9 protein-coding genes are annotated in these 20,008 nt (G+C 58.9%); 3 read left to right on the forward strand and 6 right to left on the reverse strand.

The genetic code is table 11. From position 1 onward, the window contains the following. Positions 1-5: 5 nt before the first annotated feature. From ACA043_RS18320 to ACA043_RS18330, 3 genes are read left to right on the forward strand one after another with little or no spacing between them, the layout of a single operon-like run. Positions 6-4,841, forward strand: a complete 4,836-nt coding sequence (locus ACA043_RS18320; RefSeq protein ID WP_497657616.1) for a Tc toxin subunit A-related protein — start codon at positions 6-8, stop codon at positions 4,839-4,841. Further along, the gene (locus tag ACA043_RS18325; protein WP_497657617.1) at positions 4,838-9,466 is read left to right on the forward strand and encodes a SpvB/TcaC N-terminal domain-containing protein; all 4,629 of its coding nucleotides are present in this window, start codon (positions 4,838-4,840) and stop codon (positions 9,464-9,466) included. The genes ACA043_RS18320 and ACA043_RS18325 overlap by 4 nt, the downstream gene beginning before the upstream one ends. Beyond that, positions 9,463-12,339 carry an RHS repeat-associated core domain-containing protein gene (locus tag ACA043_RS18330; RefSeq protein WP_497657618.1) on the forward strand — a complete coding sequence of 959 codons (2,877 nt, stop codon included), beginning with the start codon at positions 9,463-9,465 and terminating at the stop codon, positions 12,337-12,339. Before ACA043_RS18325 ends, ACA043_RS18330 begins: the two co-directional genes overlap by 4 nt. A gap of 126 nt (positions 12,340-12,465) precedes the next feature. Here ACA043_RS18330 and ACA043_RS18335 read toward each other — a convergent pair whose 3' ends face one another. From ACA043_RS18335 to ACA043_RS18360, 6 genes are all read right to left on the reverse strand, one after another. After that, on the reverse strand, positions 12,466-12,846 hold the full coding sequence (locus ACA043_RS18335; protein ID WP_497657619.1) for a DUF6124 family protein: 381 nt from the start codon (positions 12,844-12,846) through the stop codon (positions 12,466-12,468). 348 nt (positions 12,847-13,194) lie between these two features. Then, a complete protein-coding gene (locus ACA043_RS18340; RefSeq protein WP_497657620.1) occupies positions 13,195-13,527 on the reverse strand; it encodes a DUF2790 domain-containing protein in 333 nt (110 codons plus the stop codon). Positions 13,528-13,594: 67 nt separating this feature from the next. Further along, positions 13,595-13,795 (reverse strand): co-regulatory protein PtrA N-terminal domain-containing protein, encoded by a 201-nt coding sequence (locus ACA043_RS18345; protein ID WP_187678490.1) that lies wholly within the window; start codon positions 13,793-13,795, stop codon positions 13,595-13,597. A 272-nt stretch (positions 13,796-14,067) separates the two neighbouring features. Next, a complete protein-coding gene (locus ACA043_RS18350) occupies positions 14,068-17,214 on the reverse strand; it encodes a CusA/CzcA family heavy metal efflux RND transporter (RefSeq protein ID WP_497657621.1) in 3,147 nt (1,048 codons plus the stop codon). A gap of 15 nt (positions 17,215-17,229) precedes the next feature. Further along, positions 17,230-18,423, reverse strand: coding sequence for an efflux RND transporter periplasmic adaptor subunit (locus tag ACA043_RS18355; RefSeq protein WP_497657622.1), 1,194 nt, complete (start codon positions 18,421-18,423; stop codon positions 17,230-17,232). Positions 18,424-18,472: 49 nt separating this feature from the next. Then, positions 18,473-19,729, reverse strand: a complete 1,257-nt coding sequence (locus tag ACA043_RS18360) for a TolC family protein (protein WP_497657623.1) — start codon at positions 19,727-19,729, stop codon at positions 18,473-18,475. Positions 19,730-20,008: the final 279 nt, after the last annotated feature.

Genomic DNA, 20,008 nt, shown 5'->3' on the forward strand with positions numbered 1-20,008 from the left:
CGATCATGACGACTGCTTTCGATGCCCCACTGAATGAAGCAATGCGTGACGCGATGCTCGCCCTGTACTTGCACGAAGCTGTGCCTAACGATCAGTACCTGATCGAGCAGGGGCTGGTGGAGCTGATCAAGACCGCCAACGACCTTTTTCAGTTCTGGTTGCTGGATGTCCTGGTTAGCCAGAATGTACCGACCAGTCGGGTGGCCTGCGCCATTGCCAGTCTGCAACAACTGATCAACTCCATGATGCTGAACATGGAACCCGGCTACAGCAATGACAGCCTCAACCCCAGCCAGATCAAGCGCTGGCGCGACAGTCTGAACCGCTATCCGGTCTGGGCCGCTACCCAGCAACTGCATTACTTTCCAGACATCTATCTGGACCCGACCCTGCGGCTGACCAAGACCGACAGTTTCAAGCAGTTGGAGAACGACCTCAATCAAGCACAGATTCAGCCCGACACAGTGCAGTCGGCAGTATTGGCTTACCTGGGGCGTTTCGAAGAAGTGGCCAACGTCAAGGTCTGCAATGGCTACATCGACGGCGAAGATTTCGCCAACAGCACTTACTACTTCATTGGCAAATCCCCGGCCGAAAACGCCTATTACTGGCGCTCACTGGACATGCGCCAGCGTCCGTTGCGGGAGCAGGCAGAGACGCTTGGCGACACTCCCCCCAAATACGACAAGCCTATGCCCAACGCCTGGACGGATTGGCAAAAAGCCAATGTGCCGATCTCGGAGGCGGCCCTCGAGCACACGATACGGCCGTGCTGGTTCAATAATCGCTTGTTTGTGATCTGGGCCGAGGTGGAAATCCAGAACAAGAATGCCATCGAAAACGAGAGCGCAGATGACGCAAACCTCAAGGTACATCCACGGTTCCGTTTATATGCCAGCTACAAGAAATACGATGACAGTTGGAGCACGCCTCGGGTCTACATTGACAGTTATTGTAAAACGCTGGGTACCGATATAACGCCGGAAGAAGTCATGCGGGAAACGCACACTATCGTGGTGTATGACCACTCGACGTCACCGGAGTCGATGTTTATCGCCCTGTACTGCCATTACACTCAAGGCGATGGTGCATCTGGCGAGAAGGATGGATACAAGTTCCTGAGAACCCTGCGAATCGACAAAAACGCCAAGGCCAGTTCGCTGTTCCCTGTGGAAGGTTTTGTCATCGGGACGCCCCCCGGCGACACGAGGAAGGTTGTGCCCGAAGCTGACGACCGTGGGCATGTGCTGTTGATCGGCTACATATTCGCCAGTTCCAACCGCAATGCCGGCCGCCTTCAGTACTGGCTTCCCAGCGGTATGCCTGAATTCGGCGGTGTCACGCACTTCACCCCGGATAAAGATCCCCTCACCTGGAACTTCGGAGGTTGGCAGCGGCGAATCAGACAGAGCCAGAAAGACATCGACCTGATTTACGATCAAAGCAAAGCCAACATTGAGCTGACCGTAAGACTGGATGAGGATTTTAACGAGGATCGTACTATTGAGGTTTCTATCTTTGGTAGAAATGATCCAACAGAAGAACTTTTCAAGTTGGTTTTAGTTGTCAATGAATCCAGCTTCTACAGCCAGCGATATACATTACTCGAGGGATCGACCATTACGGCCACGACGGACTGGCTGGACCGACAGAATGCTACACATATGTTCACCAATAACTTGGGCATGAAAAATCTGATCATAGACGGTTCAGGAGGCGACACATTCTCGTTGCCCGCTACAAAGCCGGGGCAAGCAGCGTCGCTCAGAGGCAAGCGTCTCTATAAAGCGATGTTGGAAATGATATTGGATCCGTCAGGAATGAGCTTTATTACAGAATGTAGAACTTATTCTGGAGGATGGCATAAGTTACTCCTCAATAAAACCGTGAAGAGCACACAGTCCGGGCCATACACTTACCAGTTTTTCATCGCTCATCCTTACGATGTCATTTCCAATGCACAACCCGAAACATTTGTTCAAATGCGTAAGCTTAACGCGTCGAATTTCGTCAGTCGTCTGAGCAAAGACACCAGGCTAAGTTATACGTTCTCGATCGACCAGACGACTAACCATCCCGAGGGTTGGCCCGTAACCTGGCCCGAGGCAAAAGACCTCAAAATCCCGCTGATTTATGGCGTCTTGGTTTACGAGGGGAACGCCTTTACCGGCTGGAATATCAAGGGCGGCGCCTTGAAGGCCCTGAGCGTCGGCTGGAGCGAGGTGCTCCCGGCTTCTCCGCAAACGGCTCCCAGCATCGACAATGTGACAGATTCAGCCGTGGGGGACAGTCCGTCCCTGGGCAAGGCGCAATTCATTGACTTCACGGGATCAAGCATCGCGAAAAATGACGATGAAACGATAGCGCGGGCGCCGATCCGCATGAATACCGTTTTCGCCAGACAATTGATCAATCGTGCTGAATCCGGCATGGAGTCACTGCTGAGCTGGGACACCCAGCAGATGAAGGAACCGCCGATCCCCAACGGTCTCGGCGCGCAATCGATGGACTTCTCTGGCGCCTACTACCTGTATTTCCTCGAACTGTTCCTCTACCTGCCGTGGCTGGTGGCTTACCGTTTGAACGAAGAACAGCAGTACGAAGAAGCCAAACACTGGCTGTCGTTTGTCTTCGATCCTGCACGCCAAAGCAGCGACTCGGGACACCCCGGCTACTGGCAGACAGTGCCGCTGGAAGAGCCGGTTTGGCCCGCCCCGGCGGACCCCAGCCAGGCTATTTTGTACCCGGATGACCCGCATCAGATCGCCCTCAGTTTTCCAGTGCACTTTCGCAAGGCCTTGTATGGGCTGTATATCGATATAGAAAGCAATCAGGCTGACCAGGCCTATCGGGAACTGACCCCGGACGGGTTGGCCGAAGCCAAGTTACGCTACGTACGCATTCTGGATTTGCTCGGGCCGCGTCCGGACGTTCGGCAGGCTGACGATTGGGCACCGATCAAGCTGGATGAACTGAGTTTTGCGAAGAATGAGGAGCTGCGTGAATTTGAACGGCAACTGATCGCCGCGCAACGCCAGTATCAACAACAGCCACCGTTGCGCATCGGCAAAGCCCCGGACTCGGAGGCCGCCCCGTTGCTGTGCCTGCGGCCATACCGCGACGACCCGTCGTTGCCCGGCGTCGATAATCCTTACTTGCGCCGCCCCTTCAACCCTGAGCTGATCCAGCGCTGGGAACGGGCCGAGAGTCGGTTGCACAACCTGCGGCATCACCTCGACATGGCCGGTAATGCCTTGAACCTGCCGTTGTTCGCCACGCCGCTGGATCCGCGCGCCCTGCTCGCCGCTTGGGGCCAGGGCTTGTCTGGCGCCGCGCTTAGCCGCTTGTTGAGTCCGCAAATTCCGCATTACCGCTTTACGTTCATGTTTGCCCTGGCCCAGAACGCGGTGGACAGCGTGATTCAGTTTGGCTCGACCTTGTTGTCACTGATCGAGCGCAAGGAGTCGGCGCAATACCTTGAGCTGCAACAGCAACAGGCCTGGAATATGGCGAAAGTGGCTGTGGATATACAACTGCAGGCCGGGAAGATCGATGAGGCTAACAAGAACGCGCTGCAAGCCAGTCAGGCATTGATCGCGGGAAGGGTCAGTTATTACGAAAAACTGGTGAACGATGGCGTCAGCGAACTCGAGATCGCCGCGGGGGCCACTCACTTTCTGGGCGGCGCGGCCCAAGTCGGGGCTTGCGTCGCTCAAGCCTTCGGCGAAAGCTCAAAGGCCCCACCTAATATCATCGGCTTTTCAATAGGTGGACATCGCCTTGAAGCGCCGGCTTACAGCGTGATGGCCACACTTCATGCAGAGTCAGCATGGCTAAACAGCGCTGGTCAACTCATGGATCGCATCGAGAGTTATCGCCGCCGCGCCCAGGAATGGACCCAGGCCCATGACCAGGCAAAACTCGAAGCCGAACAAATCAAGGCGCAACTCGCCGTCTGTGACGAACAACACAAAGCCACTCAACTGCAACTGCGCCAGGCGCAAACCGCGTTGGATCACGTCAGGGCGACCCATGATTTTCTGCTGAGCAGCAACCGCTTCAGCCGATCCCAGACCTATGACTGGCTCAACAGCAAGTTCGCCAGTTTCTACAGCACCGCTTACACCACCGCTCAATCCCTGTGTCAGGCAGCCGAGGCCTGCTGGCAATACGAAATGGGCGACTTCAGCCAGACCTTCATCCGTCCCGGTGCCTGGAACGCCACCTACCGCGGCCTCGGTGCCGGCGAAGAGCTGAAAATGAGCCTGCAACGGATGCATGCCGATTACCTGAAAAACAGTAAGCGCGACCTGGAAATCCGTAAAACCGTCTCGCTAAAAGAGCTGAAGGACAAGGATCCGGCCTCAACCGTCAACAAGACCTGGGACGCTATCAAGAACGACCTGGAGACTAACGGCACCTGTGAATTCGAACTGACGCAACCAATGTTCGACGATGACTTCAAAAATCAAAACCACTACCTGCGACGGATCAAGACCCTCAGCGTGACCCTCCCGGTCAGCATTGGCCCCTATAAAGATATCTGCGCGGTGCTGAGTCAGACCTATAGCAAAGTTGAAATGGCCGCCACCCCCGGCACCACCAAGGAAAACCTGCGAGTCAGCCAACAGATCGCCCTCTCCCACGGCACCGATGACAACGGCATGTTCCAGCTCAACTTCCAGGACGAACGCTACCTGCCGTTCGAATACACCGGGGGCATTTCCCGCTGGACCCTGACCTTCACCAACCTCGCGGATCGGGAGGCCCAGATCAAATCCCTCACCGACATCATCGTGCACGTGAGCTACACGGCCAGACGCGAGGGTGGTTCGCTATGAACGAACAACAGCCACAGCAACAGTCGACGATGCAAATCAACACCCCTTCCCTGCCAAAAATGGGCGGTGCCATTCAAAGCATCGGCAAGGGTTGGGGGGGCGTTGGCACCACCGGGGCGGCGTCGCTTGAGTTACCCCTGCCGATTTCTCCCGGACGCGGTTTTGCCCCTGCGCTGGGTTTGGGCTACAGCAGCGACGTGGGCAACAGCCCGTTCGGCATCGGCTGGCGGATGACAGTCAATGCCATCACCCTGCGCACGACTCAGGGCGCGCCGACGTACGACGGCACCGACCAAGTGGTGGGGCCTGGCGGCGATGTGTGGATGCCCGAGCGCAACGAAAGCAACGGTGAGCTGATCTCTCGTACCGAGAAAACCTACAACAACGAACCCCTGACAAGCGAATACAAGGTGGCGCGCCACTGGCCGCGGGTCGAGGGAGAGTTCGCCCTGATCGAACATTGGTCCACCGTGGCCGACACCGTGGGTTTCTGGCTCATCCACGGTGCCGATGGCAGTCTGCATGCCTATGGCACCACCGATAGCTCGCGCCGCAGCGACCCGAACAACCCGCAGCATGTCGGCGTGTGGATGATCGACGAAAGCCTCAACACCCGGGGTGAGCACATTGTTTACGAGTACAAGGCCGAAACAGATCCGCCTGCCGCACCACAGTGGCGTGACTACCGTGCCCAGCGCTATCTGACCCGCGTGTGCTACGGCAACGCCAAGGCCCATCCGCACCTGTACGCGTGGGCCACCGACAGCTGGAAACAGGAACAATGGCACTTTCATCTGGTGTTCGATTACGGCGAGCGCTGGATCGAACTTGAAAAGATGCCAACCTTCGCTGAACAACAACCATGGCCCGCGCGCGACGATCCATTCTGGAACTACAGCTATGGTTTCGAACTGGGCACCCGTCGCCTGTGCCGGCAGGTGTTGATGTTCCATCATTTCCCTGAGGAGCTGGGTCAAATACCCGTCCTGGTGCAGCGCCTGCTGCTGGAGCACCGGACCAGTCCGTTGGGTTACAGCCAACTGACCGCAGCGCACATCCAGGCCTGTGACGGGCTGGGTCAGACCGAAAGTCGGCCGCCGATGGAGTTCAGCTATAACGCTTTCGCACCCGATCCGCAGCCTCAGGGCTGGACTCGATTCCCCGACATGCCCGGCCTCAACGACGGCCAGCGTTATCAATTGGTCGACTTGTACGGCGAAGGCATGCCCGGAATCCTGTGTCGTTACGACCAGGCCTGGTATTACCGCGAGCCGTTGCGCGGCGAAACAGGTGGCGACGAGGTGTGCTACAGCGACTGGAAACGCCTGGACCATATTCCGGTGGCCGACAGCCGCAAGCCGATTCACCAGTCGCTGACTGACCTGACCGGAGATGGCAAGCTCGACTGGGTACTCGCCATGCCCGGAATGTGCGGTTTTTTCACCCTTGATCCGGACCGCAACTGGTCGACTTTCGTACCTTTCGATGCCTTCCCCAGCGAATTTTTCCAGCCGATGTCGCGCCTGACCAATCTGGTCGGTGACGGTCTCAGCGACCTGGCGCTGATCGGCACCCGCAGCGTGCGCCTGTACGCCAACCGGCGCGAGCAAGGGTTCGCCGACGGCATCGACGTGCCCCATCTGGATAAAACCCCTGAGGGTGATGACGATGACCTGCCGCCGCTGAGGGATACGCCCACCGAACTGGTGGCGTTTGCTGATGTGCTCGGCAGCGGGCAGCAACATCTGGTGCGCATCCGTCACAACGAAGTCAAATGCTGGCCGAATCTGGGACGTGGGCGGTTCGGCAAAGGCTTTGTGCTGTGTGCCTTGCCGTTTGCGTACAGCGAGTTCAACGCCGCCCAAGTGTTGCTGGCCGACCTGGACGGCTCGGGGGCCGCCGATCTGATCTATCTGGAACCCGACGGCCTGCGGGTATTCATGAACCATGCCGGTAACGGCTACGAGCAAACCAGGCGCGAACTGCGCTGGCCCGATGGCGTACGCTACGACCGGCTCTGCCAGGTGAGTACCGCCGACCTGCAAGGGTTGGGTTGCTCGAGCCTCATCCTGACCGTGCCGCACATGGCGCCGCAACACTGGCGCTACGATTTCGTCAAAGCCAAACCCTATCTGGTCAACGGCACCTGCAACAACATGGGCGCCAGCACCGGCGTGACCTATCGAAGCTCGGCACAGGAATGGCTGGACGAAAAACAACAACAGCACACCGCCGGGGTCGAGAACCCTGTATCCAACCTGCCGTTTGCGATGCACCTGGTCAGCCGGCAAACGCAGCTCGATGAGATCACCGGTAACCGCCTGACACAGTGTTTCAGCTACCGTGGCGGTTATTACGACCGCCGTGAACGCGAGTTCAGGGGCTTTCGTCTGCTGCTGCAAAGCGATACCGAAGCCTCGGCGACTGAACGCGCGACTGTCGGGTTCACCGCCCCGATCCTGAACAAGACCTGGTTCCACACGGGTGATGCCATCGACCCCTCACGGGACGGTTATTACGCACTCGATCCGTTGGCGGTTGCCCTCAAACCCACGCTTTTGCACAACTACCATTTCAACGACAGGGCAACGCAACCTTTCACCGCGGCCGATGAAGACATCGTCCATGAAATCGCCCGCGCCCTGAGCGGCAAAGTGCTGCGCTCGGAAACCTACGCGGCAGACGATGAGCCGGCCACTGCCGTGCCCTACGCGGTTCAGGAAAATAGCTATCTGGTGCGGGTGCTGCGGCCCAAAGGCGAGCATCAGCCCTACGCCGTGGTGCAGCCCATGGACCTGGAGTCCATCCGTTACCAGTATGAGCCGAACATCCCGGACGACCCGTTGTGCCAGCATCACATCAACCTGGAATGGGACGAATATGGCGTCTGCCTCCATGGTTTCGACGTGCACTACGCACGCCGTAAAACCGTCGACGATACGCCGCCCTTCAGTGACGAGTATCAGCAGACCTGGTGGAAGGACGCCCATGACGATGCGCAGCAACACTGGTATCTGACGCAAACCCGGTCGCAGCCCATTCACATGCCGGCTCCACAGGCGTGGCGCCTGGGCCTGCCTTGGCGAAATCGCAGCAATGTTCTGGTTCTGGACAAAAAGGCTCTGACTCCCGCCACGATCCACCATGAGCATTTTCTTGCAATGAGCAAGGACGACGGCGAGTGGGCCAGACAAGCGGTGCTGAGCGGTTTGAGCATGCAGCACTACATCAACCCCGAGAACGGTCAGACCCTTGCGCCCGGCGCAGCGACCTTCGAAGGCTTGCCTGCCCATGTCGAAATGGCCGAACTGGACGCGATTGCCCTGAGCGCCTACGACAAACTCAAGGACGAGCAAGGCAACATGCCCTTCAACCTCAAAGAAAAACTCGAATCGCCTGAGGTGGGCTACCACATCATGGATCTGTTTCTGCCCGAGTTGGCCCGGCAAACGGTTGCAGACCCCACAGACGCGAAAAACTATTTGTGGTCAGTGCACCGTGGCTTTCCCACTTACCACAAGCTGGACGGTTTTTTTAACATCCAGAAGTACCGGGAAACCCGCAGCCATGGCGAAACGCAGATTACCTACGACGACTACGGATGTTTGACCATCGCAGTCACCTTGCCGGACCTGTGTACCACACGCAGCCTTGACGTTGATTACCGGACTTTCCTGCCGGCAACCATCGAGGATGCCAACCGCAACATTCAGGAAGCCCGTTACAACGCCTTCGGCGAACCGCTGATCACCAGTTTCTGCGGTACGGAACTGGGAGAACCGGTGGGCTTCCATCGTCTGGAAACCTACGTCCCCCCAGCAGACCGTGACCCTGCCATCGCCATCGCCGACCCGAAAACAGCCATCGGCAACTTCGCCAGCGCCGGTTTTTCCGATCCATTCAGTTGGATGGGGCGTATCTCACGCACCACGCCACCCTCCCCGACATGGTTTGCGTGGGCCAGGCGTGAAGGTTTTATTCTGCCCAGCGGGCACCTTTGCGACAGGGCGCGGCAGCACGTGGCCGGTCTGGAGAATCCCGACCCGGACGAGACCATCCTCAAGCAGCAGATCGACGCGGCACAGCGTGAGCCGGTGTACGCCGTCGCCTTGTTGGCCGACCGCTACCCCGGTGATGAAGCGATGCAAGTGCGGTTAAGCATCATCTGCTGGGACGGCTTCGGCCGAGTGCTGCAAACCAGACAGGAAGTCGAACCGGGCCTGTCATGGCGGGTCGATGCAAACGACGAACTGATTCTCAAGCCCGACGGCACGCCCGAGGAGTTTGAAGTGCCGAGACGCTGTCGCGTCAGCCAACCCGTGGAGTACAACAACAAGGGCCAGATCGTGCGGACTTATCGCCCCTACTTTCTCGAACCGTTGCGTTACATCACTGCTCGGTCAATGCGTCAGCACACCTATTTCGATCAACAGTTCTACGACGCGGCAGGCCGACCGACCGAAACGGTGCTGGCGAAAAAAATGTTGCAAGGCAATCCGCCGCAACTGCAACCGTTACGCCGGGAGCAGCAATACTGCATCTGGTACACCGTGACCTTTGATGAAAACGACCTGTTTGATCCGCCTCCCGAACAACGGCGAACCAACTGGTGGAAAAACACGTGAGTATCGACTCACAGACTCCTCACCTGACAGTCATCGACGGCCGTGGCTTGCCGGTCCGACAGGTCGCGTACTGGCGCCAGGCGGTCGATACCGAGGCCCGGATCACCGTTCAGCAGCATGACGCCGCTGCACGTCTGGTGGCACAGCGCGATCCACGACTGATGACCGACGCTTCGGCGCCCGCCAACCTCGCCACGATCTATTCACTGTCCGGCCAGGTTCTGAGCACGCTCAGCGTCGATGCCGGGTGGCGCGCCGCCCTCTTGGGCGAAGCGAGTCAGACGGTGTTTGGCTGGGATGATCGGGGCAGTCAGCGGCGGATTGAATACGACAAGTTGATGAGACCGCTGACGCTATTCGAGCAGGCAGTGGACGGCGCGCCATTGTGCACGGAGCGTTATGCCTACGGCGGCAGCGATCCGGCATTCGCCGCGCACAACCAGTGCGGACAACTGATTCGGCACGATGACCCGGCAGGCACCCAGTTGTTTGCCCGGTTCGGTTTGACGGGAGGGGTTTTAGAGCAGACCCGGCATTTTTTAAGCGCACTGGACTGCCCCGACTGGCCCGCACTTGAGACCGAGCGCGACACGTTGCTTGAAACCGGCACCGGAGCCACCAGCCGTTCGATTTTCAATCCGCCAGGCGAAGCCATCGAGCACACCGACGCCAAAGGCAACCGCCAGTTTTTCAGTCAGACCTGCGACGGCCAACTGCGCGAGGTGCGCCTGCAACTGAAGACGGATACCACGCCGAAGACCCTGGTCAATACCATCGAGTACAACGCCCAAGGCCAGACTGAGCGGGAAACCGCCGGCAACGGCGTCGTCACCACGCTGCAATATGCCGCCGAAGACGGCCGCCTGACCCGGCTGCAAGCCAAACGCAATAACGACCTCCTGCAAGACTTGCGCTATGCCTACGATCCGGTGGGCAACGTGCTCAGCATCGAAGACGCCGCCCTGCCGATTCGCTACTTCGCCAACCAGCGGATCGAACCGATCAACCGTTACGCGTATGACAGCCTGAATCAGTTGATCAGAGCGGCCGGATGGGAGGCCGGTGGTCCCAATCAAGGACCACTGTTTTCGGCGTTCGACGATCCCGTCGCATGCGCCAACTACACCCAGACCTACCGCTATGACCGCGGCGGCAACCTGCTGCAATTGACCCACGAAGGTCCGCAAAATCACGGCCATCGCTTGATCGCCGCCGCACAGAGCAACCGCTGTTTGCCAGTGATTGATGGCGTGGAACCTGATGAAAAGGACTTTCGCAACAGCTTCGATGCCAACGGCAATTTGCTCCACCTGCAACCGCGACAATCGCTGCACTGGGACCTGCGCAACCAGTTACGCGAAGTCCGACCGGTTGAGCGTGACACGGCGGCTGACGACAGCGAGCGCTACGTTTACGGTGCTGACGGCATGCGCCTGCGCAAAGTGCGCTCGACCCAGAGCAATGCCCGCACGCTGGTCGCTGAAGTTCGTTATCTGCCGAACCTGGAAATCCGCACGCGCAATACGGGTGAAGTGTTGCAGGTCATCAGTGTTCAGGCCGGGCGCAGCAGCGTGCAGGTTTTGCACTGGGAATCCGAACCGCCCAAGGACATCGCCAACGATCAACAGCGTTACAGCCTGAGCGATCATTTGGGCTCCTGCACTCTGGAACTCGACGGCACAGGCCAGGTAATCAGCCATGAGCGTTATCACCCGTTCGGCACCACTGCGTGGTTTGCCGGGCGTGAGGAAGTCGAGGCGAGTTACAAGACGCTGCGTTATTCGGGGAAAGAGCGCGATTGCACGGGGCTTTATTACTATGGGTTCAGGTATTACGTGGCGTGGATGCAGCGGTGGTTGAATCCGGATCCGGCCGGGGCGGCTGCCGGGTTGAATTACTTTCAGTTCGTCGACGGCAATCCAATCATCAACATCGACCCTGACGGGCTGGACTCAAAAAGAGCGCGAGGACTTTGGCAGTTTGCTTTTGACAGCCTCGCGCAGCGCCGTGAGGATCGAGATATTGTCACGATTGCCCCCGGCATCATCGCTGTTGCCCTAATGGGGAATGCCGAGGTTTTTGAACAGGCTGGTATATCGCTATCGCGAGATTTCAAACGTGAACGAACACTTTTCTATCTCTCGATTGACTCGAGTTATGAAGGCCGGATTGTGGGCGGCGATCAACCTGTGTCTCTTAAAACAGCTTCTGCGTCCGGTTTGAATGCGGCTATAAGCACACCGGAATCAAAATGGACGGCTTATCTGAACGGCGGATTTTACAATCTGGCTCGGCGTGCCGATGCGCACGCACCCTCATGGACTTCCATCGGGGCAAGCTTCATTGATGGCCAATATAAACAGTCCTTGCCGGTTCCTATTGATTACGCCGATAGCTATGTCGACCTGAAAATGAGCAATGGGTCGTTCATTCAGACAGGACCGGTACTTGCCCGAGAAGGACAGGCTGTTTTTACCGAAGGGCATCTGGAGGAGCCCAGATTCCAGTTCAATCCTGACGCCAACCTGCCGGGACACCTTGGGCATGCCAACAGACCTAACAATCGCTCCGCCATCAGTCTCCCCTCTGAGCATGGTGACGCATCAGCTCGTACAAGACTGGTGATTGGTATCGGAGACAGTCGTCGTGGTGATGACTCGTCTGGATTTACCTTGCCGGAATGGGCACAGGTCATGGCTAGAATCGATCGTTTGAATGCGGTACCCGGCTGGTCGGTCAACCTCGACGGCGGAGACTCAAGCGCCCTGGGTGTGATTGATCAGTCGAATGTTGTTCTGATGGATGCAGAGGCTCCCGGCAACAAGGGGCGATCCACGGGCAACTTTATTGCGTACTCAAAAAAAGCTTCGTAAATGTATTCAAGATCGGCAGGAACCGCGAAAAAGTGTAGGAGCGAGCCTGCTAGCGAAGGCGTCGGCATGGCCAATATCTTCATTGGCTGAACCATCGCTATCGCGAGCAGGCTCGCTCCTACAGGGCTATGCGGCAGGCTCGACGTTATCCAGTGCCTTGTTCACCGCCAGTTCACCAAGCATCACCACTTGCGCGATCCCCAGCAGCGTCTTGCGATGCGTGCCTTGCAGCAGCGCGGCGAAGTCGCCAAGCATGACACTGGCCGAGCCCAGGGACTCGCTGGCGTTGGCCAGCAGGGATTCGGTGTCGGCGGTGGGATTGACCTGGAACATCTGGTTCTGGACGTAGGGCGTGGCCATGATGGCGGCCGTGGGTTTGAGGTAGAAGTCGAGGGCGCGGTCGGCGGCTTCGTGGAGTTTGCGGGTGTCTTCGCAAACGTAGGGAGACGTTGTAGTGGCGTCCGCAGGAATGGTTTTTTCGGGCGGATTGGGTGTTGGCTTTTTCATGGTGTAACTCCGGTGTGGTGATGGAGCTGGCCCATTCGGTTCCAATCGAAGGGGTGGCAGCTGTACGCAGGTTGGAACCCGGGCCACCAAAAAACCCGACAGACTCGAAGTCTCCTGCGCACAGCCGCCATAACGGAGTGCACACCATCAAGGTGCGCAAGCATACGTCATGAAAGCCGATTTTGCGCTTTCGGGGGTTCCGGGGTTCCAATCCAGATCGCTGAATTGGCAGCGACGTTCACAGCCTAGAGAGCCGACGTCCGACGGACAACCTGAAAACATTGTGGGAAGGTTCTGCAATTTACCTACACACTTAAACATCACGAATTGAAATACCAACTGTAGCCCTCACCCACCGCGCTTACGGCAATCCCCCGCCACGGTGTATTTAATGGTGTTGAGCTGGCCTTTGGAGTCCTCATAAGTCATCGCCGCAGGCACTACCGCGCAAGCCACGGGCGAACGCACAACACTCACCACGTTCACCACATCCAGCTTCATCCCGTACGCGTACTCCTTGACCACCGGCGCTGCTTTACCCTGGTTGGCGGCGTACTCTTCCATGGCTTTGCCGTTGGCACTCAACGCCCTGTCAAACGTGCGATCACCGCCGCCTTCAGCCAACACATTCAGCGACGTCGCCATCACCCCGACAAACGCCATCCACTGGATCAACTTCATGTTTATTACCTCCATAAAAAAGCCCGGCATCGATGCGCGATGACGGGCTTGATCAAGTGCGACACGCTTACAGGTCTTGGGTTTTTTCATCTTTCTTATCGTTGACGACGACCGGGTCGCGAGCCTGTTCCCGGGCGACAAACAGCTCTACAGAGCGGTCGTTGGCGGTCATCATTTTTTCGAAAGTGCGGTCACCGCCACCTTCGGCCATGGCCAGAGAAGACATCACCAGAGCGGCTGCAAAGGCACTGATTTTTACCAATTTCATGTTTGATTCCTCGTTTAAGTAGCTGACGGGATCAAGGTAACAATCCGAACCTATCGTGACGGTGGCGAGGGGATTACATATTCGTAATGTCAGCGCACCAGAGAAGCTGCCGGCCTGAAAAGTAATTTGTGGTGAGGGGATTTATCCCCGATGGACTGCGCAGCAGTCCCCTGCTTTTCAGGAGAAGAGCGGGGCCGCTGCGCGCCCCATCGGGGATAAATCCCCTCACCACAGGGTTGTGTTCACACATCAGGTGGGGGTTGTAGCCACCATTAAGTGGGGACTGCGTCCTCATCCCGGCGATGGGCAATCTGATACAGCGCCGGCAAGATCAGCAGCGTGAGGATCGTTGAGGACAGAATCCCGCCGATCACCACCGTTGCCAATGGCCGCTGCACTTCCGCGCCAGTGCCGGTCGCCAGCGCCATCGGAATGAAACCGAGGGACGCCACCAACGCCGTCATCAACACCGGCCGCAGGCGAGTCAGCGCTCCAACATTGATCGCATCAGTGAGCGAACGTCCCTCCTCCCGCAGATTGCGGATGAACGCAATCATCACCAAGCCGTTGAGCACCGCCACCCCGGACAACGCGATAAACCCGACACCCGCCGAAATCGACAGCGGAATATCCCGCAGCCACAGCGCCATCACGCCCCCGGTCAGCGCGAACGGAATCCCGGTAAACACCAGCAAGCCATCCTTCAAATTGTTGAACATCATGAACAACAACCCGAACACCAGCAGCAACGCCACCGGCACCACAATCTGCAAGCGCTTGGCCGCCGATTGCAGTTGCTCGAACTGCCCGCCCCAACTGGTCCAGTAACCGGCCGGCACCTGCACATCACGTTCGAGCACTTCGCCCGCCTCTTTAACGAATGAACCGATGTCACGCCCACGCACGTTGGCGCTGACGATCACCAGGCGCTTGCCGTTTTCGCGGCTGATCTGATTCGGCCCCAGCACCAGATCGAGGCTGGCGACGTCTTGCAGTGCGATGAAGCCAATTTGATTGGCCGAGCCGTTCACGGCAGGCACTGGAATCAGCAGCGCCGACAAGCCTTCGATGTCCTTGCGCATGTCATCTGACAAACGCACGACCATGTCGAAGCGTCGGTCGCCCTCATACAACGTCCCGGCCTGACGCCCACCCACGGCAACGGCAATCGTGTCTTGCACATCACCGACGTTGAGCCCGTAACGCGCCGCCTTGTCGCGATCAATGTTGATGGTCAGCACCGGCAACCCGGTGGTCTGCTCGACCTTGACCTCGGACGCGCCGTTGACCTTCTGCATGGCCGCTGCAATCTTCGTCGCCGTGGCGTTCAGCACATCCATGTCATCGCCAAACACCTTCACTGCCACGTCACTGCGCACGCCGGAGATCAGCTCGTTGAAGCGCAGTTGAATCGGTTGCGACAGTTCATAGTTGCTGCCCGGCAAAGTCGCGGCGGCGGCTTGCAGTTCGGCCATCAGGGTGTCGCGGGACTTGCCCGGGTCTGGCCATTGATCCTTGGGCTTGAGCATCACGTAGCTGTCGGAGATGTTCGGCGGCATTGGGTCGGAGGCGATTTCGGCAGTGCCGGTGCGGGCGAACACGCGCTCGACTTCCGGCATTTTGGCCAGAATCAGCGTTTCCAGGCGCTGCTGCATGTCCACCGATTGCGTCAGGCTGGTGCCCGGTACGCGCAAGGCTTGCAGGGCGAAATCACCTTCGCTGAGGCTCGGCACAAACTCGCTGCCCATGCGGCTGGTGAGCACACCACTGAGCACGATCACGCCCAACGCAGCGCCCACGGCAACCGCGCGATGGGACATGACCCAGGCCAGCGCCGGCGCATAAAGATTACGCGCGCCGCGCATGACTGCGCCCTCCTCTTCCTTGACCTTGCCAGTGACGAACAGCGCAATCGCCGCCGGGACAAAAGTCACCGACAACAGCATGGCACCGAGCAACGCGATGACCACGGTGAACGCCATCGGGTGGAACATTTTCCCTTCGACGCCGCTCAGGGCGAAGATCGGCAAGTACACGACCATGATGATCAACTGGCCGAAAATCAGCGGTCGCCGCGCCTCTTTGGCCGCCGCAAACACTTCTCTGAAACGCTCGGCCCGGGTCAACAAGCGCCCGTGATGTTGCTGGGCGTGAGCCAGTCGACGCAGGGTGTTTTCGACGATCACCACCGCGCCGTCGACGATGATGCCGAAGTCCAGCGCGCCGAGGCTCATCAGGTTGGCGCTGACCTTGTTGCTGAACATGCCGGTGAAGGTGAACAGCATCGACAGCGGAATCACCATCGCGGTAATCAGCGCGGCGCGGATGTTGCCGAGGAACAGGAACAGAATCGCTATGACCAGAATCGCGCCTTCGATGAGGTTCTTTTTCACCGTGGCGATGGCTTTGTCGACCAGGTGCGTGCGGTCGTAAACCGGCACCGCAATCACACCTTGGGGCAAGGATTTGTTGATCTGCTCAAGCTTGCTGGCGACGGCTTGCGAGACGGTGCGGCTGTTTTCGCCGATCAGCATGAACACCGTGCCGAGCACCACTTCGCGACCGTTTTCCGTGGCCGCACCGCTGCGCAGTTCACGACCGATTTCCACGGTGGCGACGTTCTTGATGCGGATCGGCGTGCCGTCGACATTGGCCATGACGATGTTGGCGATGTCCTCGGTGCTCGCCACTTGTCCCGGCGCACGAATCAGCAACTGTTCGCCGCTGCGCTCGATGTAACCGGCACCGACGTTGGCGTTGTTGCGCTCCAGCGCCGTGACCAGATCGGTGAGGGTCAGCTTGTACGCGGCGAGGCGTTTCGGGTCCGGCGCAATCTGGTATTCCTTGGCGAAGCCGCCGATGGTGTTGATCTCCGCCACGCCCGGGACGTTGCGCAATTGCGGCTTGATGATCCAGTCCTGAATCACCCGCAGATCGGTCGGCGAGTAGGCCGTGCCGTCCTCCTTCAACGCACCTTCCTGCGCCTCGACCGTCCACAGGAAAATCTCGCCGAGACCGGTGGAAATCGGCCCCATGACCGCTTCCGCGCCTTCGGGCAATTGCTCCTTGGCGATCTGCAAGCGCTCGTTGACCAATTGGCGGGCGAAGAACAGGTCGGTGCCGTCCTTGAAGATCACCGTGACCTGCGACAGCCCCGAGCGCGACAGCGAGCGGGTCTGCTCCAGCGCCGGCAAACCGGCCATGGCGGTTTCAATCGGGAAGGTGATGCGCTGCTCGGTTTCCAGCGGCGAGAACCCGGCGGCGCCGGTGTTGATTTGCACCTGGACGTTGGTGATGTCGGGCACGGCGTCGATCGGCAGTTTTTGATAACTGGCGATGCCGAGGCCGGCCATGAGCAGAACGGCGAGCAGCACGATGATGCGCTGCTCGATGGCAAACTGGATCAGGCGTTCGAACATGGGGACCTTCCAGAATTAATGACTGTGCTCGGCTGAGGCTTTGCCCAGTTCCGACTTGAGGACGAAGCTGCCGGCGCTGGCGACTTGCGCGCCCGCCTCCAGCCCTTGAGTGATTTCCACCTGCCCCGCCGCGCGACTGCCCAACTCCACCGCTTGCGCCTTGAAGCCGTCGTCGGTGCGCACGAACACCGTGGGTTTGTCCTCGATGGTCTGGATCGCGGTTTCCGGCACCGCGACTTGCGCCTGACGGCTGTCGGTGGCCACCAGCGCCGTGACGAACAGCCCCGGACGCCACGAACCCTGCGGGTTTTCCAGAGTGACGCGCACGGTTGCGGTGCGAGTCTGCTCGCCCAGCAGGCTGCCGACATAAGCCACGCTGCCGGTGACTTGGGCGTTCAGTTCCGGGGCGCTGACGGTGACTGCTTTGCCCACTTGCACCTTGCTCAAATCCTTGGGTGACACGCCGAACGTAACCCAAACCCGCGACAAGTCCGAGAGCGTGAAAGCCGCCGTGGTTTCATCGACCACCTCCCCCGGCGTCAGGTGTTTTTCCACTACCACACCGTCGAACGGTGCACGCAGTTCATAGCGATTGCCGCCGGTAGCGACCACGCTGCCGCTGAGTACGCTGATTTTTTGCCGGGCGTTGCTGACGGCGATTTCGGCTTCTTCCAACGCTTGGCGCGCCTGAAGGAAGTCCTGCTCGGCGGAGATCTTGTCTTGCCACAGCTTTTTCTCGCGCTCGTAGGTCGTGCGAGCCAAGGCCAAACGACGTTGCGCGGCGGCTTGCTCGCTGCGCTGATCGGAGATCTGCTGACTGGCGATCACTGCCAGCAACTGGCCCTTTTTCACCGGTTGCCCGAGGTTGACCGCTACCGACTCGACCACGCCCGGCACGCGCGGCACCACGTGGGCGGTGCGGTCTTCGTCAAAGCGCACTTCGCCCGGGAACGGCAGGCCGAGGCTGATGTTCTGCGCCTGTGCCTGGGCCAGTTGAATGCCCGCCGCGGTGATCTGCTCGGCGCTCAACTCGATATGCCCTTCTTCGGCGTGGTCGCCGTCAGCGGCTGCGCCTTCTTCAGCGTGATCGGCATGTTCCGCTGCTTCATCGGCGTGGGCGTCGATGGACGCATTGCCCGACCACATCGAGCCGATGCCGATGCCTAATGCCAAGGTCGCCGCAGCAACCACAATCAGTTTTTTATCCATGGAAACTCCTCTGCGCCAAACCATCGCGCAGTGATCAAAAAGATGAAATTCAAGGGCTGACGGCGAGGTCGCCGAAGATCCGTTCGATGCGTACCCGGGCGTCCGTCGCTTCGCTGACAGCCTGGATGTATTGGCTGCGCGCACTGATCAGCGTGCGCTGGGCGTCGAGCACATCGAGGAAACCGAACTTGCCCATTTCAAAGCCGCGCGTGGCGCTGTCCACCGCACTTTGCGCGGCGGGCAGGATGGTCTGGTTGAACGCGGTGACTTCACCGTTGGCGGTCTGCCATTGCGCCAGTGAAGTCTGGATTTCCGTGCGCAAACGCAGCTCGGTGGCATTGCGCAGGTCCCGTGCCTGATCGCTGCGCCGCGCGGCCGCGAGCACGTTGCCCTGATTGCGGTTGAACAGCGGAATCGGCATCGACAGCCCGACCACGTTGACCCGCTCGCGATCGGTTTCGCTGTATTGGCTGCCGATGCTCACCGTCAGGTCGGGGATGCGCTGGGACTTTTCCAGGCCCAACGAGGCTTCGCGCTGATCGATCTGTAATTTGGCCAGACGCAGCTCGGCGGTTTCGTTAAGACGATCAAGCAAACGTGTGGGTGGCGGTACGGCGGCGAGGCTCTGCGTGGCGGCTTGCACGTTGACCGAAGTGGGCAACGGTGCGCCCATGACCTGCGCCAATTGTTGATAGGCGTTGGCCTGATCGCGTTCGGCGCGGCTCAGTTCCAGGCGCACTTCGGAGAGCTGCACTTGCGCGCGCGTGCCTTCAACGGGCGATGATTTGCCAGCCTCGATCCGCCCTTGCGCCACACGCAAACCGTGCTCGGCCAGTTGCAGCGACTGACGGGACAACTGCAAGCGCTGCTGGGCAGTCTGGGCGCTGTTGAACGCTTGAATCACATCGGCGCGCAATGTGTTGCGCTTGCGTTCAAGCTCGATGCCGGCGGCGTCCTGCGCGCGGCTGGCGACATCAATGCGCGCGCCTCGTTTGCCACCCAGTTCGATCGGCTGGCTGAGCATCACCGTGGTGGTGCGGGATTCGCGGCGGGTGTCCTCGGCCTCCCATGACACTTCGGGGTTGGGGATCAGGCCAGCCTGTTTGCGGTCACCCTCGGCGATGCCGATTTCCCATTGCGCGGCCGCCAGATCCGGGTTGCCGGCGAATGCCGATTGCAGGGCTTGTTCGAGGGTCAGCGTCGAGGCTTGCGCAAGCCCCGCTGTGGTCAGCCACAAAACGCTGCTGGCCAGTACCCACCTTTTTTTCAGGCGTGATCGCGCCGTCAGTTCTATTAAACCGGGCAATGGAATGCTTCCTTTAATCAAGAATCTTCGATGGCGCCACGGTAGAGTTTTGAACTTATCGACAAGGTGACTGGAAGATTACAAATCCGTTATCCAGGGTTGCAGGAAGTTGTTTTGCACTAGCATGCGAAGTGCGACATTCAATTATGTAATACACGGAAACAAATACGCCGAAGTTATCTGCCGAACAGCACTTGCCTGAAACGAGTTCTCATGAAGGATGCCTTATCGCCCTGCGACAGGCTGCCGCAGTGGCTCTATTCAGGGCTTCATCGAGAG

This window comes from Pseudomonas sp. LBUM1648 (assembly GCF_059716145.1).

Coding starts and splice junctions, on each gene's coding strand:
- ACA043_RS18345 (WP_187678490.1), bottom strand. CDS start 13,795: ATGAAATTGGTAAAAATCAGTGCCTTTGCAGCCGCTCTGGTGATGTCT.
- ACA043_RS18350 (WP_497657621.1), bottom strand. CDS start 17,214: ATGTTCGAACGCCTGATCCAGTTTGCCATCGAGCAGCGCATCATCGTG.
- ACA043_RS18325 (WP_497657617.1), top strand. CDS start 4,838: ATGAACGAACAACAGCCACAGCAACAGTCGACGATGCAAATCAACACC.
- ACA043_RS18335 (WP_497657619.1), bottom strand. CDS start 12,846: ATGAAAAAGCCAACACCCAATCCGCCCGAAAAAACCATTCCTGCGGAC.
- ACA043_RS18320 (WP_497657616.1), top strand. CDS start 6: ATGACGACTGCTTTCGATGCCCCACTGAATGAAGCAATGCGTGACGCG.
- ACA043_RS18340 (WP_497657620.1), bottom strand. CDS start 13,527: ATGAAGTTGATCCAGTGGATGGCGTTTGTCGGGGTGATGGCGACGTCG.
- ACA043_RS18355 (WP_497657622.1), bottom strand. CDS start 18,423: ATGGATAAAAAACTGATTGTGGTTGCTGCGGCGACCTTGGCATTAGGC.